Source organism: Brevibacterium sp. CCUG 69071 (assembly GCF_021023135.1).
Lineage (GTDB): Bacteria > Actinomycetota > Actinomycetes > Actinomycetales > Brevibacteriaceae > Brevibacterium.
This window is the reverse complement of record NZ_PGFV01000003.1, coordinates 447,774-469,698: the sequence shown is the minus strand read 5'-3', so window position 1 is coordinate 469,698 and position 21,925 is coordinate 447,774. Positions and strand designations below refer to the sequence as shown.

Below are 21,925 nucleotides of genomic sequence, written 5' to 3'. Positions count from 1 at the left end.
AGTTTCACTGAAAGAAACAGTATCCGATCCGTGTATGTTTGTCACATGTCAGCATTATCCCAGATCAGACATGATTTTCAGATAAATAGTGTCAGCGCGAGGGAGCGAAATCAGCAAGACTAAACAATGGCCGTTTCGCTGAACGAAACATCATTCGCTCGCCGAGGCGAGGGAGACGGTCCGCTCGGCGGACTCGACCATTGCCACATCGAGGAAGGATCCGTCGTTAAGGAGCACAGTCCCCGCTCCGTCCACTCGGGCGCCGTCGAGGCGTCTGAGCGTCGCTCTAGCCGTGGCGAGTTCGTTCCGGTTGGGAAGAAAGGCCGCGCGTATCGTTTCGAGCTGGGATGGGTGGATCGCGGTGCGTCCGAGGAAGCCGAGGCTCCTGCCGAACTCGCTCGAGCGCCGCAGCCCCTCATCGTCTTTGAGACGGGTGTGCACGCTCATCATCGGCGGAACCAGCCCGGCGGCCGCTGCGGCATTGACGATCCGTGCGCGCGCCCAGGTCAACCCCTCATCACCGCGTGATCCGGCGGGCAGTCCGAGACTCGAACGCAGGTCCGCCTCACCCAAGCCGAGGCTCTCTACCCCTGCACTCGCGATCTCGAAGGCACGCTCGACCCCGAGCGCCGATTCGATGAGGGCATGGATCGCCCTGGCACCCGTGCGTCGCCGAACAGCCTGCACGTCCTCCGGCGCAATCGTCTTGGGCAAGCGAATCGCGATGTCCACATGGAGGTGAGCAACGCAGTCGAGGTCGGATTCATGCCAGTCCGAACCGCGCGGGTTGATCCGAACCTGGACATGACGGCCCTGCGGACCGTCGCTCAGCAGGTCGAGCACGTTCTCGCGCGCCTGCTCTTTGCGCTCCGGCGCCACGGCGTCCTCGAGGTCGACGGCCACGACATCGGCGCTCGATGCCAGCGCCTTTTCGACGCGATCAGGCCTGTCGGCCGGAACGTAGAGCAGGGTCAGGGGTGGGGCGGTGACGGATGGCACGGAGACGTGCTCCCTCCTTCGAGATCGATGAACCGAGGCGCATGCGCACATGCGCCTCGGTTCGGTGGCGTGGTCGGTGGCGTGGTCAGTGGTGTGCGGAGCGCACGCGGTATCAGGGATGAGCCAGACGTGCCGAGAGTTCCTTCGCTGCCTCCATCACCTGAGAGGCCAGGTCGCTCTCCCTGTCCGGAGTCAGCCGGGAGGTCAGTGCAGCGATGCTGATCGCACCCATGACTTCACCGAGTCGGTTGCGCACCGGAGCGGCGAAGCTCGTAGAATCGCGCATCCGCTCACCCGTAGTTCGGGCGAATCCCTCCCGGCGGACGGCTTCGAGACGGGCGCGCAGCTGCTCCGGTTCGGTCAAGGTGGCGTCCCTGAGAGCCGGGACCGGCATCCTCAACGCCGCCTCGATCTCGTTCTCGGGCAGGAAGGCGAGGATGGCGGCTCCGGAGGCGCCGACCGTGAGCGGATGAGTCCGCCCGACGTCGACGGAGATGCGCACGAGCTGACTGCTCTCGACCTGTCCGGTATAGACACGACGATGACCGATGCGCGCGGACAGCGTCGTCGTCTCTTCGCAGGCCTCAGCCAGATCGGCGAGGATCTCCATGCCCGCCTGGCGGAAACGCGAGGTCTGGTTCGCCGAATCCGCAAGCGCGAAGGCCGCGATTCCAACCTGGTACTTCCTGGTCTCGGGGTCCTGCCAAAGAAAGCTGTTCGAGCACAGCGTCTGAGCGATTCGGTGCACGACAGCCTTGCTGAGATTCGTGCGCCGAGCGATCTCCGTAATGCCGAGGGGGGCCTTCGCTCCGGCGAAGGCGAGGAGGACCGCTGTGACTCTCGCAGTGGTCGAATCTGCCGGAACCGCGGCACTGTCAGTCGTTTCAGTCATCGGACCATTGTAGCGTCAAAAACAACATCTGTGTCTGTTGAAGTGTCAGTTGACCGTCGAACTTCTAGGTATACACTCGGTCTGACAACGAAGTCCCTTGCGACTTTTATGTTTCGCTGAAAGGAATCCTATGCACGCTCGGGTCCTCAATGACCTGGCGGATTTCGCCGCTGAGATCCACATCGACACCATGGAGAACCGGGTACGCGAGGCGCTCGAAAAGAATCTCATCGACTCCTTCGCCGTGGCGGCTGCCGGAATGAACACCCCCGAACTGCGCGACCTACGGAAGGTCTGGCCGCAGTCCGAGGGACCGAGTTCGATCCTCGGCACCGATCTGCGCTCCCTGCCCGAAACGAGCATCGCGCTCAATGCCTCTGCCCTGTGTGTACTCGAACTCGACGAGGGCAACAAGTACGCGCGCGGACATCCCGGCGCCCACGTGCTTCCCGCAGCGCTCGCCGAGGCCCAGCACCTCGGCGCTTCCGGTCCCGAGTTCATGTCCGCGCTGTTGGCCGGCTATGAGGTGGCCACGCGGATCGCACGGAACTTCAGCCCCCGTCCCGGCCTCCACCCTCACGGACACTGGGGAGCCGTGGGGGCGGCCGTTTCCGTCGGCCGTCTCCACGGATTCTCCCCGACCGAAATGGCCCAGGCCATGGATGCTGCCGCCGGGCTCGCGCTCGCCACCCCGTTCTCCAGCGCCCTGAGCGGTTCGTTCGTGCGCAACACCTGGATGGGCGTCGCCGGAAACAACGGCCTGACGGCCGCCAGAATCGTCATGGCCGGCCTCGGTTCGACGGACGCAACAGGGCTAGCCACATTCGATGATCTGCTCGGCACGATAGAGACCGATGAGATCACGGCCGAGCTCGGAACCCGCTGGGAGATCACCGGCGGCTACTTCAAGCGCCACTCGTCGTGCAATTACACTCACCCTCCGGCCGATGCCGCGATCGAGCTGGCCCTCTCGGGCGAATTCGACCCCGCCTCGATCAGCGGCATCCAGGTCGACACCCATGCTCTGGCGCTGCAGCTGCAGGAACACAGACCGAGAACCAGACTGGCTGCGATGTTCTCCATCCCGCACGTCGTCGCGGTTGCTCTCGTCAAGGGCGCTTGCCGGCCCGAGTCGTTCTCCCCTGAACACCTCGACGATCCGGAGATCGCTCGGCTGCGGGAACTCGTAAGCATCGAGTTCGACAACCAGATCGACTCCAGACGCCCTGCCGAGCGCGGTGCTCGCGTAACCATCACCAACGGGAACGACCGCACCACCTCGGCGCAGGTGCCGAATTCGATCGGCGATGCCGATCATTTCCCTTTCTCGAAGGAGCAGATCATCGACAAGGCCAACGCCCTCGTAGGACCGGAGAGAGCGGAGAGGATCGCCACGGGAGTCGCCAACCTGCGGCAGATCACGGACATGGCGGACGTGGGCTTCCTCGGCTGAAGAGGCGCCGAACCCCACGACGCACGACACCTGGGATCCGCGCCCAGCCTTGGGAACTCGCACCCACCCCCACAACACTCACCGAACACAAGCACAAGGAGAGACCATGCACATCCGCGCCATCACACCGATCACAGTCAGCATCGAAGAGATCGAACGCCGACAGGCACGCTATGACCGCCTGGCGCCTGAGGACTGCCGAATCGCCTTGGAGAACCTGCCCGCTGAGGCCGGCGGGCCGACGCAGCTGGCGTCGACGGAGGACCTGACTCGCTCTGAGCAGCTCAATATAGAGCTCGGAGCGCAGACCGATTCCACCCGATTCGATGCCCTTCTGCTCGACTGCGTCCTCGACCCCGGGCTCTCGGCGCTGCAGACCGAGACCGAGGTTCCCGTGTTCGGCATCACCCGGCTGAGCGCGGGCTTTCTCGCCTCGCTGGGCATCACGTTCGCTGTGATGACCCGCAATCAGGCGATCGCCGACGAATATTCGGCCACTATCGCCCGGTACGGCCTCGAGGCTTCCTATCGGGGTGCCTACGTCCTCGATCTCGACGTTGCGGACATCGCAGACACCAAGAAGTGGAACGCTGCCGTGACCCAGGTGGCAAAGAGCGCCTCCGCCGAGGAGGTCTCCGTGCTCTTCAATGGCTGCTCTGCCGTCGAGACCACCGTCGAGGGAGCCGGTGTGGCGGTCATCGACCCCACTTCACTCGCAATGCGTCTGCTGGGAGAGGCTTCCCACAGCTGCCTTCTGGGCTGAGCCAGCTTCAACGACACCATCGCAACTGGCGTTTCTTTCAATGGAACGCTAAAGCTGAGCATACCGAATTATCCTCCGCGCAAATATGGCATTTTCGCGATCATTCATATATGCTTCCCGAGAGTCACGATACATTTGTTCCGTTAAATGGAACGTCCTCAATGAAGAAGGAAGAAGGCACTGTGAAGGCAGCGACGAAGCTGATTCTCGTTCCGACTGTTGCCGCCTCCCTGCTGGCGCTGGTCGGTTGCCAAGGTTCGGCGGCATTGGGCGGTGACCACCCCGACGACACGGCAAAGGAAGTCGTCATCGGCTCTCTTCACCCTCTCTCGGGCGCGAACGCCGCGGACGGTCAGCAGATGAGCTTCGCCGCGCAGATGGCAGTGGATGAGATCAATGAGGCCGGCGGCATCGAATCCCTCGACGGAGCCCCGCTGAGAATCGAATCGGTCGATACGAAGAGCGAGCCGGAGACCGCGCAGAGCGAAGCGACCAGGCTCATCCAAGAAGGAGCCTCGGCGCTGATCGGTTCCTTCGAAAGCGGGCCCAGCGCCAACATCTCCTCCGTCTCCGAGCGCAACGAAGTCCCCTTCGTCATGGACGTCGCCGCCCTCGATTCGATCCTGCAGCAGGGTTACAAGTACTCCTTCCGAATCCAACCCTCGGGGTCGATGATGGGCGAGAGTTCGGCCGAGTACCTCGACCAGATGACGAAGGACTCGGGAGAGGACGTCACCAAGGTCGGAGTTCTCTACGAACAGGGCAACTACGGCACGGCTGTTGAGAAGGCGTTCGCGAACAGAATCGAAGAGCTGGGCATGGAGGTGCCGAGTGCCATCAGCTACGACCCGGCCTCGAGCGATCTCTCCACTCAGGTACAGCAGGCGGTGGCCGGCGGGGTCGATGTCCTGGCGGTGACCGGCTACTACCGCGACAGCCTGCTCATCTCCCAGGCGATCAGTTCGATCGCCCCCGAGGTCAAAGCCGTCTACGGAGTCGCCAACGGCGGATTCGATCAGACCCAGTTCATCGACGATGCTCCCAACGGCGGTGCCGGGTATCTCAACGCGAACTATCGACTCGATGTCACCGACGATCGTGCGAGAGCTCTGTCCGCACGGTTCGACAAGGGTTTCGGTGCCCCCATGCGGGCGAGCGCGGCCCTGAGCTATGACGCCGTCAACGTCATCGCCGAGGCGGTCGAGGAGGCAGCAAGTGCCGACCCGCAGATGATCAGAGACGCCATATCGCACAGTGACTACGAACCCGTGGTCGTCAATGACGGGCGCATCGATTTCGATGAGACCGGGCAGAACTCCCATGCGGCCGTGTCCGTGCTCCAAGTGAAGGACGGAGCGATCCGCACCGTCTTCCCGAATGATCTCGCGGAGACCGTCTATACCTTCCCGGCTCCACCCACCTCGGCCCAGAACTAAGGATTCATCTATGGCACAGTCGCCTGCCGCATCCCTCACGCCGTCTGCCCCTGCACCGAATGCCGAGGCGCCCGCGAGACCGAAACGCACCTACAACGGGCCTTCCCCACGCACTCTGCTGGTGACCTTGGCCATGGTCGTCACTGCCTCGGTGCTGGCCGGGGTAGTCTCGGGCAGCGTCACGGTGCTCTTCCAGGCACTGATCACCGGTCTGCTCACTGGTGGGATCTACAGTCTCATCGCGATGGGACTGACCCTCGTCTACGGGGTCCTGCACATCATCAACTTCGCCAACGGTGCGATGGTCGCGCTCTCCATGTTCCTCACCTACGCGGCAGTTTCCGGGCTCGGGCTGCACCCGTACATGGCGCTGCTCATCACGGTTCCCGCGATGTTCGTCCTCGGCGCAGCTGTGCAGGGCACACTGCTCAACCCGATCATGAAGGCACCGATCCACACCCAGCTGCTCGTCACCATCGGCCTCGCGCTTGCGATTGAGAATCTGCTGCTCATGATCTTCGGTCCGACGCCGCTGTCTGTCGAACTGCCCGGCGATCACGGGGTCAGTTTCCTGGGAGCCTCGGTCGACCTCAGCCGCATCTACGCGTTCATCGGCGCCCTCGTCCTCGTCGCACTGCTCTGGCTCGTGCTCCACAAGACCCGCATCGGCACAGCGATCCGTTCGGTGGCCGCGAGCCCGGAGGGGTCCCGGCTGGTCGGGATCGACGTCAAGCTCATCTACGTCCTCACCTTCGGGCTCGGGGCGGCAGCGACCGCGGCAGCAGGCACCTTCGTCTCCACGTTCACGACCATCGAACCCACCGCAGGGTCCGTCTTCAACCTCACAGCGTTCGTCGTCGTGGTCCTCGGCGGAATGGGCAATGTTCCCGGAGCACTCGTCGGTGGGCTCGTCGTCGGTCTCACCGAGCAGCTCGGTGGGCTCATCTTCCCGGGACAGTCACCACTACTCACGGTCTTCGTCGTCTTCCTCATCGTCCTTTTCGCCAAACCGCAGGGAATCTTCGGAAGGGCATCATGAGCACATCCACAGCCGCACAGGCACCCAGCGTCTCCCGCAGGACATCCACGCCGATGGCCGCGTCGACCGTGAGCATGAGGTGGAACTGGTTCCTGCTCGCCCTCACCGCGGTCGTCGGAGCCCTCCTGCCCTTCATCCTCACGCCGGCGGAGCTGAGCGTGGCGATGCGCGTCATCATCTTCGCGCTCATGGGCATCGGCTGGAACATGATGAGCGGATTCGGAGGCATGTTCAGCTTCGGTCACGCAGCCTACTTCGGCATCGGCGCATATACGACGGCGTTCCTCCTCCTTGATGTCGGTATGAGCCCGTGGTTGGGCATGATCGTCGGCATGGCGGTGGCGACAGCCGCGGCCGTGGGCATCAGCTATCTTGCGCTCAGATACAAAGTGAAGGGCGCTTACTATGCACTGTCCACCTTCGCCTTCGCTGAGATGCTGCGCCTCTTCGTCATGGGTAACGATGGCCTGCATCGGACGCTCGGCTTCACCGTTCCGGTTCTCCAGGGCGACAACTGGGGCATGTTCCAGTTCTCTGCAGACTCACCGAACTACTTCTGGATCGGCACGGGTTTCCTCCTGGTCGCCCTCATCGTCAGCATGGTCTTCCTGCGTAGCAGAGCCGGACGTTTCACGATCGCCACGCGCGACGATGAGATGGCTGCCGCCGCCATCGGCATCCCCGTTCTCAGGCACAAACTCACGGTCACGGCCATCTCTGCGGCGATCACCGCGGCCGCTGGAACCCTGTACCTACAGTTCTACATGTTCGTCGATCCGGAGATCGCGTTCGGTCACGCGGTGTCGAACAACGCGATCATCACCGCTGTGCTCGGCGGGGTCGGGATGCTCTGGGGGCCACTGGTCGGAGCGATCATCGTCGCCCCGCTCAGCGATCTCGTGGCAGCCCTCCTTCGCAACCCACCCGAATGGCTGGCCTTACTGTCGGGCCAGAGCGGTCTCGACATCGTCATCTACGCAGTCATCCTCATCGCCTGCGTGCTCGTTCTGCCCAAGGGAATCGTGGGCACCATAGTGACCAGGAGCCGAAAATGAGCCTGTTGACCATCGATTCGATCGCGAAGTCATTCCACGGCATCCACGCACTCAAAGACGTGAGCATGCATGTTGACGAAAGTGAGATCCTCGGCATTATCGGCGCGAACGGGGCAGGCAAGACCACCCTGTTCAACTGCATCACCGGTGCATTTGCACCCGATTCCGGACGCGTTCATTTGGACGGCAAAGATGTCACGGGCGCGAAGACGCACCGTTTGGCCAAGTCCGGTCTGGTGCGCACCTTCCAGCTCATGCGGCCGTTCGGCACGATGACGCTGTTCGAGAACATCACCGTGGCCGTACAGAGCAGAGGCGTCCGGTCGGAGAGTCGGGCGCGCGAAAAAGCAATGCAACTCATCGTGCGTACTGGGCTGGAGGATTGGGCCGAAAAAATCTCGGCCTCACTGCCGACGGCTGTGCAGAAGCGCCTCGAACTCACCCGAGCGCTGGCGCTATCGCCCCGAGTCCTGCTCCTCGACGAGGTACTCGCCGGTCTGGTCCCGACCGAACGCGGGCCCGTGCTCGATCTCATCGAGGAGCTGCGTCGCGAGGAAGGCGTCACCTTCATTTTCATCGAACACATCATGGCCGCCGTCCGGCGTCTGAGCGACCGTCTGATCATGATGGACCAAGGGTCAGTACTCGCACAGGGTGCGGTCGAGGAGGTAATGGCCGACCCCAGGGTTATACAAGCTTATCTGGGGAAGGAGTATGACGATGCTACTTGAGATCGATGAGGTGCACAGCGGATACGGCAGGCTGGAGATCCTCCATGGCGTCTCACTCTCGGTCGGTGAGGGTGAGGTGGTAGCCGTCATCGGTGCCAACGGCGCCGGAAAGTCGACCGCGTTGAAGACAATTGCCGGTGAGCTCAGGCCCTCAAAAGGAGAGGTCCGCTTCGCTGGCAAAACAGCGAACGGCCTTGGCAGCCACCGCATAGCCAAACAGGGCCTCACGCTGGTTCCGGAGCACCGCGCTCTGTTCGGCACCCTGACCGTTGAAGATAATCTCCGCATGGGCGCTTGGGGCCGTCGTGGTAGGGAGGGCTTCACCGAGGCCGAGATCATGGAGATCTTTCCCATCCTCGGCCAGCGTCGCACGCAGATCGCCGAGACTATGTCCGGGGGCCAGCAGCAGATGGTGGCCATCGCGCGAGCACTCATGAGCGCTCCCCGGCTGCTCATGCTCGACGAGCCCTCCACTGGCTTATCACCGATGCTGACCTGGGATGTTTTCCACGCTGTCGATTCGATTCGCGAGCGAGGGGTGGGCGTCCTCATCGTCGAGCAGAACGCCCGCCAGGTCCTCGACCTAGCCGATCGTGCCTATGTGCTCGACTCCGGGTCGGTCGCGCTCGAGGGTGAAGCTACGGATCTCCTCGGCGATTCCCGAGTACAAGACGCGTACCTCGGCGGATGAGCGGTGCTCCCTCGCGCCGCGGTCGACGGACGCGAATCGAGGTAGCCGATGCCCCCGGAGTGGTGCCGGCCAAACGTCGTGGCCTCGTCGGTGAGAGTCTGATTCTTGTAGTCCCGGTCCATGACGAGGCTACGGTTTGCTTGCGCAAAACAATGGACCCACAGGCGATTACCCGCCTATGCTGGTTGCGTGGTGGATGTCCTCGAAGCTCCATTTCAAATGAACTACTCTATGTGAACTGTTCGGGTAAACTCACCAAGAGGTCCGAGCAAGACGCCACCGGGTGACATCGGTGTAACGTCCTCATTCCCGACGGCGCACGGTATTTGGCCGACCAGGGAGTCTGCATGGTCAAAGAAGCTATGACGATCCCGCGATCAGACGTTGACTTCGTGGTCGAAATCTCGGTGAAGAAACTGAGATTCTGAGCGACGGGTCGTTTCGTTTCACGAAGTTGAATGCCCAGGTTCTGCTCTGTCTTCCATTGCTCTCGTGAGCCGGTGCCTCAGCCCGTCACCCCCTCACTCCACTCACCCCGGCAGCAGCACGATGACCGTATGGATGAGCAGTCCGACGAGTGCGCCGATGACGGTGCCGTTGATGCGGATGTACTGAAGGTCCCGGCCGACGTAGAGTTCGATCCGATCCGAGGCCTCCTTGGCGTCCCACCGTTCGATGGTGTCGGAGATGACGCTGGCGATCTCGGGGCCGAAGCTCTCGGCCAGGTCTCCGGCGGTCGTTGCGATCTGGTCGTCGATCCTCGTCGCGAACTCCGTATCGGTCTGCAGGCGCTGGGCGAATTCGCCGATCAGCTCGGAGATCCGGCCGCGGACCTCGCCGTCGGTGTCGACGATGGCTTGGCGGAGCAGCTGCTTGAGTGAGGTCCAGATCTCGAGCACCGAACCGACGACGCCGTCCTGGGTGAGGAGGTCGTTGATGATGACCTCTGCCCTCTGGGACAGCGAGGACTCCGAGTCGAGATCGTCGGAGAGGTCGACGAGCCAGGCGTCAAAGGCCTGGCGAGCCTTGTGGTATTCATTGTCGCGGACGTCGGCGATCCAGCCGAGGACTTCGCGCTGCAGACGGTTGGCCAGCTGCTCGTTGACGAAGTCGGGCACCCAGGACGGTGCTCGGTTGTGGACGATCTCGTCGATGACCTGCGGGTTGTCGTTGAGCCAGGTGTAGGCCTCGGCGACGATGAGGTCGACGAGTTTGTGGTGAGCGCCGTCGAGCACGATCTGACGCAGCAGCTGGGCAAGCACCGGAGTCTTGCGGGTGGCGACAAGTCTGGGGATGATGACGTTCCTAGTCAGCGCCTCAACCGAGTCGTCGTTGATGCGGGCCAGGACATATTCGAGACCCCCGGCGGCACGGTCGACGACGATGTCCCGATTGCCCGGCTTGCTCAGCCACTCTCCGGCCCGGTGCGAGACCTGAGCGGACCGGATCTTCGTCGACACCGCCTCGGCGTGGAGGAAGTTCGCGGCGACGAACGCGGACAGGCTCGCCCCCAGGGTGTCCTTCTTGCGGGGGATGATCGCGGTGTGCGGGATCGGCAGGCCAAGGGGGTGCCGGAAGAGCGCGGTGACGGCGAACCAGTCGGCGATTGCGCCGATCATCGCCGCCTCGGAAGCGCGGGAGACGAAGCCCCACACCCCGGTGTTGTCGGTGAAGAGGTGGGTGGAGAGGAAGATGAGCGTCGCGAGGATGAGCAGAGACAGCGCGAGAGTGCGCATCCGGCGCAGGCCGCGTGCCCGTTCCTGATCCTCCGGCGTGAGTTCGGCCGGGCCGCCGCCGAATTGCGGCACATTCGGTGCTTTGTCGATCGACATCATTCCCCCTTTTCCTCTCACCGACTCTAGCGAAGCCGACCGCCGAGGCGGGCATCCCCGGGCTGTGCCGCGGCTGGGAACTTGTCGGGCCAGGCACCGCAGGAGGGTTCGAAGGGCGGCGGCACCTTCGCCGAGTTCCCGCGCGCCGAGGATACGGACTTCTGAACCCAAACGGACATGATGGCGATTAGGCTCGGACAATGGCGTACTTCGACGATCGCGGTCGGGCGGAATCCTTCGGCCAGGTGGCCGAGGACTATGACCGGTTCCGGCCGCGCTATCCCGCATCCCTCATCGCGGCGATCCTCGAGGCCGGTGAGGGTGCTCCAGTCGAACCTCCTCGGCGAGAGGTCCTGCGCATTCTCGATGTCGGCTCCGGAACCGGAATCCTCGCAACGCAGCTCGCCGCTGCCGGTGCCGACGTCCTCGCCGTCGAGCCCGATGATCAGATGGCGGCCATCGCCGCAGCCAAGGGTCTGCCCGTCGAGATCAGCACCTTCGAGCAGTGGCAGGCGGTGGGCCGGACCTTCGACCTCGTGACCTTCGGGCAATCCTTCCACTGGGTTAACCCCGCAATAGCCCTGCCACGTATCCGCGAAATCCTAGCCTCAGGCGGAAGATTGGCCCTGACCTGGAACGACGTTCAGGCCCTCGGAGAGGTGAGCGAGCGCCTGACCGCGATCGCCGATCGCTTTCATCCCGAGGGAGGAACCGCCACGCTCGGGCACGCCGCGGATTCGCAGGCAGACGAAAGCTCCTCCGGACCGGACCGCTTCGCCCCGGTCGACCACCCGGCGCTCGAGGACCTTCACAGGCACGGGTTCACCGCGAGTGTGCGTCATTTCGACGAGGCGCTGCACTTCACCGCGGACGCGTGGCTGTCGATGATCTTCACCCACTCGGCACAGCTGACCATGCCGGAACCCAGCAGGACGGCGATGCGCTCCGAGCTGGCCCCGGCGATCCCGGAGTCCGGGGTTGAGGCACGCAATCATGCCCTGCTCATCCTCGCCGAACCGCTGCACACCCCTCGCTGAGCGGTTGCGCACCCCTCGCCGAACCGCTGCGCACCCCTCAGCGAAGCTGACACACCTAGAACTGACACAACCTACAGGTGCTCCGGTAGGTTGTGTCAGTCTCACGTCGTTGTGTCGCTCCCGCGTCGTTGTGTCGTTCCCGCGTCGTTCAGCCAGTCTCACGTCGTTGTGCCGAAATCTCGCAGTCTGACCCGCGCGGACCGCGCCGAAGACAGCGAGCGTAAGGTGTCCTGGTCAGGTCGTCGACCCCTCACCCCTGAGGCACCACCCCCAGGCGACCGCCGAATCACCTCCGAGCACAGTCAGGAGCAGCCGTGTCAGCACAGCCTGCCGAGGCCACCATCCGCGAAATCACCGAACTCATCGGATTCGATACGACCAGCCGGGACACGAACCTCCCGCTCATCGATCATGTCGAAGCCCGCCTCGAAGCGGCCGGACTGAGCTCGCAGCGCATCCCGAATGCCGAAGGCACGAAGGCAAACCTCCTGGCCACGATTCCCGCCGCCGACGGCTCCACCTCCGGAGGCATCGTCCTCTCTGGTCACACGGACGTCGTCCCCATCGACGGCCAGGACTGGTCGAGTCAGCCGTTCACCCCCGACACCCGCGACGGCAAGCTCTATGCCCGCGGCAGCGCAGACATGAAGTCCTTCATCGGCGTCATCCTCGCCAAGCTTCCCGAACTCACCTCCGCAAAGCTCGCCGAACCCATCCATCTCGCCTTCTCCTACGACGAGGAGATCGGCTGCGTCGGCGCCATCGACCTCGTCGACACGATCACCGAGAAAGGCCTGGCCCCGCGCGGCTGCATCGTCGGCGAACCCTCGAGCATGCGCGTCATCCGCGGCCACAAGTCGATGAACGTCTTCCGCGTCGACTTCCACGGCGTCGCCGCCCATTCCTCGCTGACCCCGGAGGGCGTGAATGCGATCGCCTACGCCGCCGAGTTCGTCGCCTTCGTCCACGCCGTAGCCGCCGAATTCCGGACCGACGGACCCTTCGACGACGCCTATGTCGTGCCCTTCACGACGGTCACCGCGAACACGATCACCGGCGGAATCGCCATCAACACCATCCCCGCCGAGGCGAGCGTCGAGTTCGAATTCCGGTCCTTGGGTGCCGTCGACCAGCAGGCCCTCATCGCCCGCTTCCGCGCCGAGGCCGAGCGCTTGGGCAGGCAGATGGCTGCCGAGAACGAGGCCGCCGGCGTCGACTTCACGGTCACCGCTGCCGCCCCCGGCTGCGAGACCCCGGCCGATGCAGAAATCGTGTCCTTGGCTGCCAGCTGGGGCGGCATCGCCACCGATGACAAGGTCACCTACGGCACCGAGGCGGGCCTGTTCTCCAACGCCGGCATCCCGACCGTCGTCTGCGGCCCCGGAGACATCGCCCAGGCCCACGCCCCCGACGAGTTCATCGAACTGAGCCAGATCGCCGCCTGCGAATCCTTCATCGACTCCCTCGTCACCGATCTCAGCAGGAGCTGAGGCAAGCACGACCGCCTCGGCACGGCCCGAATCTCCTGAGCTCAGCTCCGGTCGACCGGTGCAGCACCGCCTCGGCGCCGGTGTGACCCGGGCGATCACCCCGCGAAGACACCGACGACGAGGTTGATCGCCGTGGCCAGGATGACCGCATTGAAGACGTAGGAGAGCAGGCTGTGGCGCAGCACCACGGCTCGGATCTCGGTGGTCGACACGCTCGTGTCGGTGACGCCGAAGGTCATCCCCACGGCGAAGCCGAAGTAGAGGAAGTCCTGGTAGTTCGGGGTGGTGCCCGTGTTGAAGTCGATCCCCGATGGCGTGGGGCGGTCGAAGTAGAGGAACGCATAGCGGGCCGAATAGAGCAGCTGCAGACCCGCCCAGGACATGAACACGCCGAGGAGGGCGATCGCGGCCGGCCACGCACCGGCATCCGATCCGCCCAGGATCAGCAGGCCGACGATGCCGCCGATGCCCAGCAGCTGAGCCACGGTGATGACGACCTCGTCGACGACGGGCCGGAAGTCCTCACGTTTCGCATTGGACCGGGTCGCCTCGGCGTCCATCGGCCACAGCACCACGGTGCCGAGGACGACGAACACCGTCGTGACCACGGTGATGCCGACCAAGGCGCCCAGGGCTGCTCCGGCCCCGAATCCGACGAGGATTCCGGCGATCACACCGAGAACGATCGCGGCGATCAGCCGATTGGTGGCGCTGATGAACAGCCTTCCCATGGGTGCTCCGTTCGTTCGTGTAAGGGCGACTCGGGCCCGGAAATGTCGCGTCATCCACTGTTGCACACCCGCCTGTCGAACGTAACCCCGGCCAACGGATGTACACTGATTTCGCTGAAGCCTTAGGTAAGGCTAAATTCATGCAATTTATCTTGATCAATGGACCACCGAGGCGACACATCCCTGCCACCTCGGCGAACAGACAGAAGAAGGTCGGATGTTCGTCGCGAATCTCCTCATCGCCCTGCGTGAGGGCCTTGAGGCCACTCTCGTCATCGGCATCCTCGTCGGCTACCTCGTCAAGACCGACCGTCGGGATGTGCTGCCCAAGCTCTGGCTGGGGGTGGGCCTGGCCGCCCTGATCCCGCTGACCATCGGTGCCCTGCTGACCTGGGGTCCGAAGACGCTGACCTTCCAGGCGCAGGAGATCATCGGCGGCAGCCTCTCGATCGTCACCGTCGTTCTGGTCACGGGCATGATCTTCTGGATGGGCAAGCACTCCCGGCATCTCAAGGGCGAACTCGAGTCCTCGATGGCCGGGTCCCTGTCGAAGCGATCCTCCGGATGGGGAATCGTCGGGTTGGCCGTCCTCGCCGTGGGCCGCGAAGGCGCGGAGACGGCACTGTTCATCTGGGCCACGGTCCGCTCCTCGGTGGAGAACAGCGTCCTGGCCACCACCGCCGGGGTCATCGTCGGACTGATCCTGGCCGTCGTCCTCGGCTGGATCATCTACCGCGGCTCCCGACGCATCAACATGAAGCTCTTCTTCTCGGTCACCGGCTACTTCCTCATCCTCGTCGCCGCCGGCATCTTCTCCTACGGGATCGGGGACCTCCAGGAGGCGGGAGTGCTGCCGGGCATCATGAACCATGCCTGGGACTTCAGCGGCGCCCTGCCCGGACCGGGCTCCCCGATCTACTGGCTCTACATGCTCGGCCAGGCGATCTTCCAGGTCAACGTGCAACCGACAGTGCTGCAGACCATCGGATGGATTGTCTACATCGTCCCGGTCGTCGTCCTCTTCGCCCGCCAGGTCCACGGGCGCACACGACCCGCCGGCACATCGGCGGGGGAATCGAGCACACAGACTTCTCCCTCACTCGCCACAAGCGAGAGCCGCGAGAACCCGGTGACACCCTCGGCCGGCCCTCCGGACACCGGAGAGCCCCGATGGTGACCCGTCCGCCCCATCAGTCAATGCCCCACCACACCACTCAAGGATGACAATGAAACGTCACACCGCTCTGCTCGCCCTCCCGACAGCCACGCTCATGGCCCTCTCACTGGCGGCCTGCACCGACAATCTCCAGAATCAGAAGTCCGCTTCCGGCGACGGAGACGGGGACGGTGTCACGGTGACCATCACCGACGACTCCTGCGATGTCTCCCCGGCCGAGTTCCCGTCCGGCAAAGTGACGTTCACGGTGACCAACAACGGCACCAAGCCCAACGAGTTCGAAGTCCTCGCCGAGAACAAGCTGCAGATCGAATCGGAACGGGAAAACATCGGCCCCGGCACGACCGCCACGCTGACCACGGCTCTGGACGAAGGCACCTACTACACGGCCTGCAAGCCGAACATGGTCGGCGACTTCGTCGGACTGGCCGAACTCGCCGTGACCAAAGGCGAAGAGGTTACGGTCTCCGATGACGTCCAGGCAGCCGAAGACGAGGCGATCACGAACTACACCGGCTACGTCAAGGACCAGGTCGGGCAGCTCGTCGATGCGACGAAGGAGTTCACCGACGCCTACACCTCGGGCGACACCGAGAAGGCCAAGGCCCTGTTCCCGCTGGCCAGGCAGCACTACGAGCGCATCGAGCCGACCGCCGAATCCTTCGGCGTCAAGGAGGCCGGTGACCTCGATGGTGCATTGGACGCACGCGTGCAGGACCTGTCGGCCGACGCCGGCAAGAAGCCGAACGACCCCGAGGTCCTCAAGGACTGGACCGGTTGGCACCGCATCGAGGCCGATCTCTTCGCCGGGAAGTCCGAAGGGTTCGCCTTCGAATCCGAGGCCGACCGGAAGAAGGTCGCCGATCAGCTGGGCGAGGACACCCAGACGCTCTACGACCTCGTCTACGGCAAGGTCGACGGGGCCAGCGGCAAGTTCGAGCTCAAGCTCTCCGATGTCGCCACCGGTGCCTCCAACCTCATGGAAGAGGTGGCCCTGTCGAAGATCGGCGGCGAGGAGGAGACCTTCTCCCACACCGACCTCTACGACTTCAACGCGAACGTCGAAGGCGCCGAGGTGGCCTACGGCAACGTGGAGAAGCTCGTCGAGGAGCAGGATCCGGATCTCGCGAAGCGCATCACCCACAACCTCGACAAGGTCAACGAGCTGCTCGAGAAGCAGACGGACGGCAAGGACGACGACGGCAACGTTTTCTACAAGGACTACTCGAAGGTCGCCAGCGTGCAGAAGGACGCCGGCGAAGCTCCGAAGGACACCGACTACACGAAGACCCAGCAGGAGTTCTCCGATGCGGTCAACGCCCTGAGCGAACCCCTGTCGAGGGTCAGCGGAACGGTCCTGCACTGAGGTCGAGAAGCGAATGACGAACAGCGACAAGTCCGACGAGGCGGAATCTGCGGGTTCCGCCTCGGCGGAGACCGTCGGACCCGCCGGATCGCCGGGGACCGCCCAACCCGCTGAGTCGGGTGACTCGGCGGGGTCTGGCCGACCAGCGGGAGCTGACGGATCGCCGAAGTCCGACAGCCCGACAGGGGCAGGCGAAGGACGGTTCCGCGGCATCGGTCGCAGACGCCTCTTCGCGCTCGGCGGGGCCGCCGGGGCCCTCGGCATCGCCGGGGTCGGTGGTGGCGCCGTCGGGTACGGCGTGCGGGCCTCTCAGGAACACAAACGCTCCGCGACGCAGTTGAGCTACCCCTTCCGGCAGGAGGTGCAGCAGGGAATCCTCACGCCGGCTCAGGACAATATGTACACGGCGGCCTTCGACATCGTCGACGAGGACATCGACTCCCTGACGTTCCTCCTCGAGGACTGGACCGTCGCGGCCGAGCAGATGGCGGCGGGCGACCTCGTCGGCGGCACTCCGGACGCGAACACCGAACTCCCGCCGAAGGACTCGGGCGAGGTGTGGGGCTATCCGCCCAGTGGGCTGACGATCACCTTCGGGTTCGGGCGCACCCTCTTCGAGTCGAAGTCGGGCAGGGACCGGTTCGGACTGAAGTCGAAGATGCCTGCCATCCTCGGCGATGGGGTGCCTAAGTTCGCCAACGAGGCGCTGCGGTCCGACGAATCCGACGGCGATCTCCTCGTTCAGGTCTGTGCGAACGATCCGCAGGTCTGCGTCCACGCCATCCGCAATCTCACTCGGATCGCCTTCGGCACGGCGAAGCTGCGGTGGGGCCAGATCGGGTACGGACGCACCTCCTCGACCTCGACGTCGCAGGAGACGCCGCGCAATCTCTTCGGCTTCAAGGACGGGACGAACAACCTCAAACGCGAGGACGCGCAGAAGCAGCTCGCGGAGCATCTGTGGGTCCAGTCCGGCGACGATCCGGCCTCGGACGGGTGGATGGCCGGAGGCACCTACTTCATGGCGCGCAAGATCCACATGTTCCTCGAGATCTGGGATCGCGTCTCCCTGGGCGAGCAGGAGGACATCATCGGTCGCGACAAGCGCTACGGGGCGCCGCAGTCAGTGGCGGCACCGGACGCCGACGAGGAGTTCACCCCGCTCGATTTCGCCGTGAAGGACGCCGAGGGCGAACCGGCCATCGATCCCCGGGCCCATGTCTCGATCGTCGCCCCCGAGCACAACGACGGACGGTTCATGCTTCGTCGCGGGTACAACTACACCGATGGAAATGATTCGCTCGGCCGCCTCGACGCCGGCTTGTTCTTCATCGCCTATGTGCGCGATCCACGGACGAACTTCTACCCGATCCTGAAGAAGATGGCGCAGAAGGACCTGCTCACCGAATACCTGCAGCATCAGGGCTCGGCGCTCTTCGCGATCCCACCCGGGGTGGCCGAGGGCGACACGATGATCGGTCAGAAGCTCTTCGCCTGAGGCCCACGTGCTTGGGCACTGGCACGTGCCCGGGTGCAAGTGTCTGACGCTGGCACATAACGCGTGCCGTAGCGTCCCGGCGCGCATCCCACGCGCCGTCGCGTACCGGGCGCGCATTACGTCCTACACTGCGTGACACAACGCCCCGTCCCTCCGGTAGGACGTGTCACTCCTGCGCCGATGTGTCACTCCCTGTAGGACGTAACGCTCGAGCCCCGCGAGACGCTCACGCCACACGCCTCGAGCCCCGCGAGACGCTCACGTCACACCCCCCACGCCCACACGCCCCGCCCGAAAACTCCCACCCACACAGAAACGCCGAGGCGGCACCCTCATGGGGTACCGCCTCGGCGTTGTATAGCTGTTGATCACTGGGACGCAGCCCGGTGAGCAGACCCGATCGCTCGGGCCCACTCAGCCGATCCGGTGGATCAGGCCTTGCCGATGACCTCGAACTTGGCGTTCGCGGTGATCGAGTCGTTGACGCGGACGACAGCGGTGTAGCTGCCGGGCGCCTTGACGTGACCGGTCAGGGCGACCTGACGACGATCGAAGTCGTGTCCGGTCGCGGCCTGCAGGGCTTCGGCGACGAGGGCCGGGGTGACGGCGCCGAACAGGCGGCCGTTCTTGCCGGACTTCATCTCGATGCGAGCGGAGCTGGACTCCAGCTCGCCCTTGACCTTGACAGCCTCGTCGTGGTCGGCGATCTGCTTGGCCTGACGAGCCTTGCGGAGAGCATTGATGTGCTTCTCTGCGCCCTCGGACCATGCGGATGCCCAGCCACGGGGCAGCAGCAGGTTGCGTGCGTATCCGGCACGAACCTCGACGACATCGCCGGCGGCACCGAGGCCGTCGACTTCCTGGTTCAGAATCACTTTGCGGTTAGGCATGTTTCTCTCCCTTCGATCAGCGAGCTGAGCTCGAGTAGGGCAGAAGTGCCATCTCGCGGGCGTTCTTCACAGCCTTTGCGATGACGCGCTGTTCCTGCACGGTCACGCCGGTGACGCGACGAGCACGGATCTTGCCGCGGTCGGAAATGAACTTACGGAGCGTAGCGGTGTCCTTGTAGTGGATCGTCGCCGCTTCGCCCTTCTTGAGCGGATTAGCCTTCTTCTTGATAGGCTTCCGGATCTCTGGCTTTGCCATGAGTATCTCCTGTTTACGAAATGTCTAAGAACGTGGTCAGAACGGGGGTTCATCGGCCCCCGGGTTGCCCCAGCCGCCGTTGTCGTTCTGTGGACTCGATGATGCCCACGGGTCGTTCGCCGGTCCGTTGTTGCCCTGGCTGTAACCACCCTGGCGGCCGCCGCCCTGCTGCTGGCCGCCCTGAGGGCCGCCCTGCTGCGGATTGCTGCCCCAGCCGGAGGACTGCTGCTGGAAGCCGCCCTGCTGGGAGCCACCACCCTGTCCTCCGCCGAAGTTGCCGCCATAGGAGTTGCCGCCTCCGCCACTCTGGTTCTTCGTCACCTGGGCGGTTGCGCGTCGCAGGCTGGGGCCGACTTCGTCGACGTCCAGTTCCATGACGGTGCGCTTTTCGCCTTCCTTGGTTTCGAAGGACCGTGACTTCAGCCGGCCCTGCACGATGACCCGGGTACCCCGCTGCAGGGATTCGGCGACGTTCTCTCCCATTTCACGCCAGACCGAGCAGCGCAGGAACAGGGTTTCCCCGTCCTTGAACTCGTTGGCCTGACGGTCGAAGATACGCGGCGTCGAGGCCACGGTGAAGTTTGCGACAGCAGCACCGTTGGGTGTGAAGCGCAGTTCGGGATCGCTTGTCAGGTTCCCGACGACCGTGATGACTGTTTCGCCTGCCATTGAATGCTCCTTGAAGCGAGGTAGCGTGACGCCTTACTTGGCGTCGGGGCGGAGGATCTTGGTGCGCAGGACGGACTCGTTGAGTCCGAGCTGGCGATCGAGTTCCTTGGTCGTTGCAGGCTCGGCGTGGAAATCAACCACGACGTAGTAGCCCTCGGACTTCTTCTGGATGTCGTAGGCGAAGCGCCGACGTCCCCAGATGTCCACGTTGTCGACGGTTCCGTTCTCAGCCGGGACAACCTTGATCAGCTTGTCCACGGTCTCAGCCAACGTCCGCTCTTCGAGTTCGTTGTCAAGAATGAGCATGAGCTCGTAATGACGCATGTGTCACCCACCTCCTCTGGTCTTTGCGGCCATGGTCGTTCCATGGCAGGAGGGTATATGCATGTCCGCTCCGTCCCCCGCGATGGGCGCGAAATGGGAACAGACCTGCCTAGTCTAGTCGAATTCGGCCCGGCCTGTCATGTCCGATTCCCGTGCCCTTGCCCACCTCGGACGCCGTCGGCATCGTGGGCGCCGGTCTCGTCCGGGTCGCCGGCCACGGTCGCCGCAGATCCCCGCCGAGGCGGTTCGTCCGGGGACAGCCGATCACCGGGGTCAGCGGCGTCGGGGTGGGTTTCGCCGTCCCTGCGCCGAGGCGGTCCCACCGGTCGCAGGCGACCGCGGATCCGCCGTCTGTAGAGGTTCTCACCGGCGAAGATGACGACGAGGACCAGGGCGAGGAGGCGGAGCAGGGTGAAGAGGGCGACGAACGCCGGTTCGAGTCCCTTGTCGGTGTCGAAGCCGATGATGTCTCCGAGCTGGATTCCGATCGCGAAGACGGTCTCCGCGCACGCCCAGACGATGAGCACCCACCAGCGGTGGACGGCGAGGACGAGAAAGGGCAGGAGCCACAGACTGTCCCAGGGCATCAGGCCCGGGGCCAGAAGCAGGCAGCCGCCGATGAGCAGGCAGGCCGAGACTGCTGGGTCCAGCCCGGACCTGCGGACCATGAACAGTGAGATCGCGACCGCGGCCACCACACCGAGGCTGCCGATGATCCACACCGGCGCCCACACCTCGGCGTCGCCGAGCTGTGCCATGAGCAGGATCGCGGCGAAGGAGCCCCCGTCGACGGCGTCGGAGAGCCAGTGGATGACCCGGTCGATGGCGTCGCCGTTGAGGACGAGCAGGATCGCCGAGGTGATCGTTGCCGCCGCGAGCATCATCTGCGGGCTGCGCGGTGCGAGACGGCCAGCCGGGTGCGGACCCGACAGGGTCAGGGCGAGGAGGACGAGGAGTGCCAGCGGGTTGATGAAGGCCGCTACGGCGAGGAGCAGACCCGACAGCCAGGGACGAGGTCGCAGGGGCGGGGAGCCTGCGAAGAGCGCCATCGCCCACACTGCCAGCGCCAGAGCGACCGGGTCGAGGGTGGAGCCGAGGGTGAAGAGGATGAGCGGGGAGGCGAAGATCCCCACCAGCCAGGCGCGGCTCCGAGCGAGCACGAGGAGACCGGCGCCGAGCGCGGCGATGCCGAGGACGTTGAGCAGAAGGACGGCGACCATGAACACCGACACGTCGTCGGTCATCAGCCGCATGAGGTCGGCCAGTCGTGCCTCGAGGACCGAGAGACCGGCCATGCCGCCATGGGAGCGGCCGTCGACCTCGGGGTTGACGTGGCCGAGGAACGCTGTGGACAGCGGTCCCGCGCACATCCTCGCCGAGGCGGCCGGCTGTTCGTATCCCGAGCTCAGGCACGGACCCTGCAGGGCGAGGGCGAGGAAGGTCGTCAGGCCGAGCAGGCCAGCGAGGACATAGGCCTGTCCGCGGCGGAATCCGGCTCCGGCAGCAGCGAGGTGAATGCCGTCCGGACCGCCGAGCAGTGGCTCGGCGATCCGGGTGCTGGGCTTCGAAGGCATGACTCGATGCTAGCGGTCAGCG

At 64.4% G+C, this 21,925-nt stretch carries 22 protein-coding genes; 12 read left to right on the top strand and 10 right to left on the bottom strand.

Features of this window, described 5'->3' with window-relative positions; genetic code table 11:
- Nucleotides 1-150: 150 nt before the first annotated feature.
- Both CV023_RS11325 and CV023_RS11320 read right to left on the bottom strand, forming a co-directional pair.
- Nucleotides 151-999 carry an HpcH/HpaI aldolase/citrate lyase family protein gene (locus tag CV023_RS11325; RefSeq protein WP_230745759.1) on the bottom strand — a complete coding sequence of 283 codons (849 nt, stop codon included), beginning with the start codon at nt 997-999 and terminating at the stop codon, nt 151-153.
- Between the two features lie 112 nt (nt 1,000-1,111).
- A complete protein-coding gene (locus CV023_RS11320) occupies nt 1,112-1,891 on the bottom strand; it encodes an IclR family transcriptional regulator (protein WP_230745758.1) in 780 nt (259 codons plus the stop codon).
- A 130-nt stretch (nt 1,892-2,021) separates the two neighbouring features.
- Here CV023_RS11320 and CV023_RS11315 point away from each other — a divergent pair, with 130 nt between their 5' ends.
- From CV023_RS11315 to CV023_RS11285, 7 genes are all read left to right on the top strand, one after another.
- Nucleotides 2,022-3,344, top strand: a complete 1,323-nt coding sequence (locus CV023_RS11315; protein WP_230745757.1) for an MmgE/PrpD family protein — start codon at nt 2,022-2,024, stop codon at nt 3,342-3,344.
- 106 nt (nt 3,345-3,450) lie between these two features.
- On the top strand, nt 3,451-4,107 hold the full coding sequence (locus tag CV023_RS11310; protein ID WP_230745756.1) for an aspartate/glutamate racemase family protein: 657 nt from the start codon (nt 3,451-3,453) through the stop codon (nt 4,105-4,107).
- Between the two features lie 161 nt (nt 4,108-4,268).
- Complete coding sequence (locus tag CV023_RS11305) at nt 4,269-5,543, top strand: ABC transporter substrate-binding protein (RefSeq protein WP_230745755.1); 1,275 nt, start codon at nt 4,269-4,271, stop codon at nt 5,541-5,543.
- A 10-nt stretch (nt 5,544-5,553) separates the two neighbouring features.
- The gene (locus CV023_RS11300) at nt 5,554-6,582 is read left to right on the top strand and encodes a branched-chain amino acid ABC transporter permease (RefSeq protein WP_230745754.1); all 1,029 of its coding nucleotides are present in this window, start codon (nt 5,554-5,556) and stop codon (nt 6,580-6,582) included.
- Entirely contained in the window at nt 6,579-7,637 is a 1,059-nt protein-coding gene (locus tag CV023_RS11295; RefSeq protein WP_230745753.1) for a branched-chain amino acid ABC transporter permease, read from the top strand. The genes CV023_RS11300 and CV023_RS11295 overlap by 4 nt, the downstream gene beginning before the upstream one ends.
- Nucleotides 7,634-8,368, top strand: coding sequence for an ABC transporter ATP-binding protein (locus CV023_RS11290; RefSeq protein WP_230745752.1), 735 nt, complete (start codon nt 7,634-7,636; stop codon nt 8,366-8,368). The genes CV023_RS11295 and CV023_RS11290 overlap by 4 nt, the downstream gene beginning before the upstream one ends.
- On the top strand, nt 8,352-9,059 hold the full coding sequence (locus CV023_RS11285) for an ABC transporter ATP-binding protein (protein ID WP_230745751.1): 708 nt from the start codon (nt 8,352-8,354) through the stop codon (nt 9,057-9,059). The genes CV023_RS11290 and CV023_RS11285 overlap by 17 nt, the downstream gene beginning before the upstream one ends.
- A 530-nt stretch (nt 9,060-9,589) precedes the next feature.
- On the opposite strand, the gene CV023_RS11280 is transcribed toward CV023_RS11285, so the two are convergent.
- Together CV023_RS11280 and CV023_RS11275 are read right to left on the bottom strand one after the other, a co-directional pair.
- Nucleotides 9,590-10,891, bottom strand: a complete 1,302-nt coding sequence (locus tag CV023_RS11280) for a DUF445 domain-containing protein (protein ID WP_442859938.1) — start codon at nt 10,889-10,891, stop codon at nt 9,590-9,592.
- Between the two features lie 26 nt (nt 10,892-10,917).
- Nucleotides 10,918-11,070: a hypothetical protein gene (locus tag CV023_RS11275; RefSeq protein ID WP_230745747.1), complete on the bottom strand. Its 153-nt coding sequence runs from the start codon at nt 11,068-11,070 to the stop codon at nt 10,918-10,920.
- Between the two features lie 21 nt (nt 11,071-11,091).
- Between CV023_RS11275 and CV023_RS11270 the strand changes: the two genes are divergently transcribed.
- Nucleotides 11,092-11,928 (top strand): class I SAM-dependent methyltransferase, encoded by an 837-nt coding sequence (locus tag CV023_RS11270; protein ID WP_230745746.1) that lies wholly within the window; start codon nt 11,092-11,094, stop codon nt 11,926-11,928.
- A 314-nt stretch (nt 11,929-12,242) separates the two neighbouring features.
- Complete coding sequence (gene argE, locus CV023_RS11265) at nt 12,243-13,418, top strand: acetylornithine deacetylase (protein ID WP_230745745.1); 1,176 nt, start codon at nt 12,243-12,245, stop codon at nt 13,416-13,418.
- A 95-nt stretch (nt 13,419-13,513) separates the two neighbouring features.
- On the opposite strand, the gene CV023_RS11260 is transcribed toward argE, so the two are convergent.
- Nucleotides 13,514-14,149, bottom strand: coding sequence for a DUF1345 domain-containing protein (locus tag CV023_RS11260; RefSeq protein ID WP_230745744.1), 636 nt, complete (start codon nt 14,147-14,149; stop codon nt 13,514-13,516).
- Nucleotides 14,150-14,366: 217 nt separating this feature from the next.
- Here CV023_RS11260 and efeU point away from each other — a divergent pair, with 217 nt between their 5' ends.
- The 3 genes from efeU to efeB are packed head-to-tail and all read left to right on the top strand — an operon-like array spanning nt 14,367 to nt 18,190.
- A complete protein-coding gene (gene efeU, locus CV023_RS11255) occupies nt 14,367-15,326 on the top strand; it encodes an iron uptake transporter permease EfeU (RefSeq protein WP_230745743.1) in 960 nt (319 codons plus the stop codon).
- A 49-nt stretch (nt 15,327-15,375) separates the two neighbouring features.
- Complete coding sequence (gene efeO / locus CV023_RS11250; protein ID WP_230745742.1) at nt 15,376-16,692, top strand: iron uptake system protein EfeO; 1,317 nt, start codon at nt 15,376-15,378, stop codon at nt 16,690-16,692.
- Between the two features lie 13 nt (nt 16,693-16,705).
- Nucleotides 16,706-18,190: an iron uptake transporter deferrochelatase/peroxidase subunit gene (efeB, locus tag CV023_RS11245; protein ID WP_230745741.1), complete on the top strand. Its 1,485-nt coding sequence runs from the start codon at nt 16,706-16,708 to the stop codon at nt 18,188-18,190.
- Between the two features lie 431 nt (nt 18,191-18,621).
- Here efeB and rplI read toward each other — a convergent pair whose 3' ends face one another.
- The 5 genes from rplI to CV023_RS11220 all read right to left on the bottom strand — a co-directional run bounded on the left by rplI (nt 18,622) and on the right by CV023_RS11220 (nt 21,903).
- Nucleotides 18,622-19,080, bottom strand: a complete 459-nt coding sequence (gene rplI / locus CV023_RS11240; RefSeq protein WP_230745739.1) for a 50S ribosomal protein L9 — start codon at nt 19,078-19,080, stop codon at nt 18,622-18,624.
- A 16-nt stretch (nt 19,081-19,096) separates the two neighbouring features.
- Nucleotides 19,097-19,336 (bottom strand): 30S ribosomal protein S18, encoded by a 240-nt coding sequence (gene rpsR, locus CV023_RS11235; RefSeq protein WP_135537718.1) that lies wholly within the window; start codon nt 19,334-19,336, stop codon nt 19,097-19,099.
- Nucleotides 19,337-19,372: 36 nt separating this feature from the next.
- Complete coding sequence (locus CV023_RS11230; RefSeq protein WP_230745737.1) at nt 19,373-20,005, bottom strand: single-stranded DNA-binding protein; 633 nt, start codon at nt 20,003-20,005, stop codon at nt 19,373-19,375.
- Nucleotides 20,006-20,038: 33 nt separating this feature from the next.
- Nucleotides 20,039-20,329, bottom strand: coding sequence for a 30S ribosomal protein S6 (rpsF, locus tag CV023_RS11225; protein WP_230745735.1), 291 nt, complete (start codon nt 20,327-20,329; stop codon nt 20,039-20,041).
- Between the two features lie 137 nt (nt 20,330-20,466).
- Nucleotides 20,467-21,903, bottom strand: coding sequence for a hypothetical protein (locus tag CV023_RS11220; protein ID WP_230745734.1), 1,437 nt, complete (start codon nt 21,901-21,903; stop codon nt 20,467-20,469).
- Nucleotides 21,904-21,925: the final 22 nt, after the last annotated feature.

Excerpts from the sequence above, each read along its gene's own strand:
- CV023_RS11320 (WP_230745758.1), bottom strand. The coding sequence starts at position 1,891 with ATGACTGAAACGACTGACAGTGCCGCGGTTCCGGCAGATTCGACCACT.
- CV023_RS11315 (WP_230745757.1), top strand. The coding sequence starts at position 2,022 with ATGCACGCTCGGGTCCTCAATGACCTGGCGGATTTCGCCGCTGAGATC.
- CV023_RS11310 (WP_230745756.1), top strand. The coding sequence starts at position 3,451 with ATGCACATCCGCGCCATCACACCGATCACAGTCAGCATCGAAGAGATC.
- CV023_RS11305 (WP_230745755.1), top strand. The coding sequence starts at position 4,269 with ATGAAGAAGGAAGAAGGCACTGTGAAGGCAGCGACGAAGCTGATTCTC.
- CV023_RS11300 (WP_230745754.1), top strand. The coding sequence starts at position 5,554 with ATGGCACAGTCGCCTGCCGCATCCCTCACGCCGTCTGCCCCTGCACCG.
- CV023_RS11295 (WP_230745753.1), top strand. The coding sequence starts at position 6,579 with ATGAGCACATCCACAGCCGCACAGGCACCCAGCGTCTCCCGCAGGACA.
- CV023_RS11290 (WP_230745752.1), top strand. The coding sequence starts at position 7,634 with ATGAGCCTGTTGACCATCGATTCGATCGCGAAGTCATTCCACGGCATC.
- CV023_RS11285 (WP_230745751.1), top strand. The coding sequence starts at position 8,352 with ATGACGATGCTACTTGAGATCGATGAGGTGCACAGCGGATACGGCAGG.
- CV023_RS11280 (WP_442859938.1), bottom strand. The coding sequence starts at position 10,891 with ATGTCGATCGACAAAGCACCGAATGTGCCGCAATTCGGCGGCGGCCCG.
- CV023_RS11275 (WP_230745747.1), bottom strand. The coding sequence starts at position 11,070 with ATGTCCGTTTGGGTTCAGAAGTCCGTATCCTCGGCGCGCGGGAACTCG.
- CV023_RS11270 (WP_230745746.1), top strand. The coding sequence starts at position 11,092 with ATGGCGTACTTCGACGATCGCGGTCGGGCGGAATCCTTCGGCCAGGTG.
- CV023_RS11260 (WP_230745744.1), bottom strand. The coding sequence starts at position 14,149 with ATGGGAAGGCTGTTCATCAGCGCCACCAATCGGCTGATCGCCGCGATC.
- efeU (WP_230745743.1), top strand. The coding sequence starts at position 14,367 with ATGTTCGTCGCGAATCTCCTCATCGCCCTGCGTGAGGGCCTTGAGGCC.
- efeO (WP_230745742.1), top strand. The coding sequence starts at position 15,376 with ATGAAACGTCACACCGCTCTGCTCGCCCTCCCGACAGCCACGCTCATG.
- efeB (WP_230745741.1), top strand. The coding sequence starts at position 16,706 with ATGACGAACAGCGACAAGTCCGACGAGGCGGAATCTGCGGGTTCCGCC.
- rplI (WP_230745739.1), bottom strand. The coding sequence starts at position 19,080 with ATGCCTAACCGCAAAGTGATTCTGAACCAGGAAGTCGACGGCCTCGGT.
- rpsR (WP_135537718.1), bottom strand. The coding sequence starts at position 19,336 with ATGGCAAAGCCAGAGATCCGGAAGCCTATCAAGAAGAAGGCTAATCCG.
- CV023_RS11230 (WP_230745737.1), bottom strand. The coding sequence starts at position 20,005 with ATGGCAGGCGAAACAGTCATCACGGTCGTCGGGAACCTGACAAGCGAT.
- rpsF (WP_230745735.1), bottom strand. The coding sequence starts at position 20,329 with ATGCGTCATTACGAGCTCATGCTCATTCTTGACAACGAACTCGAAGAG.
- CV023_RS11220 (WP_230745734.1), bottom strand. The coding sequence starts at position 21,903 with ATGCCTTCGAAGCCCAGCACCCGGATCGCCGAGCCACTGCTCGGCGGT.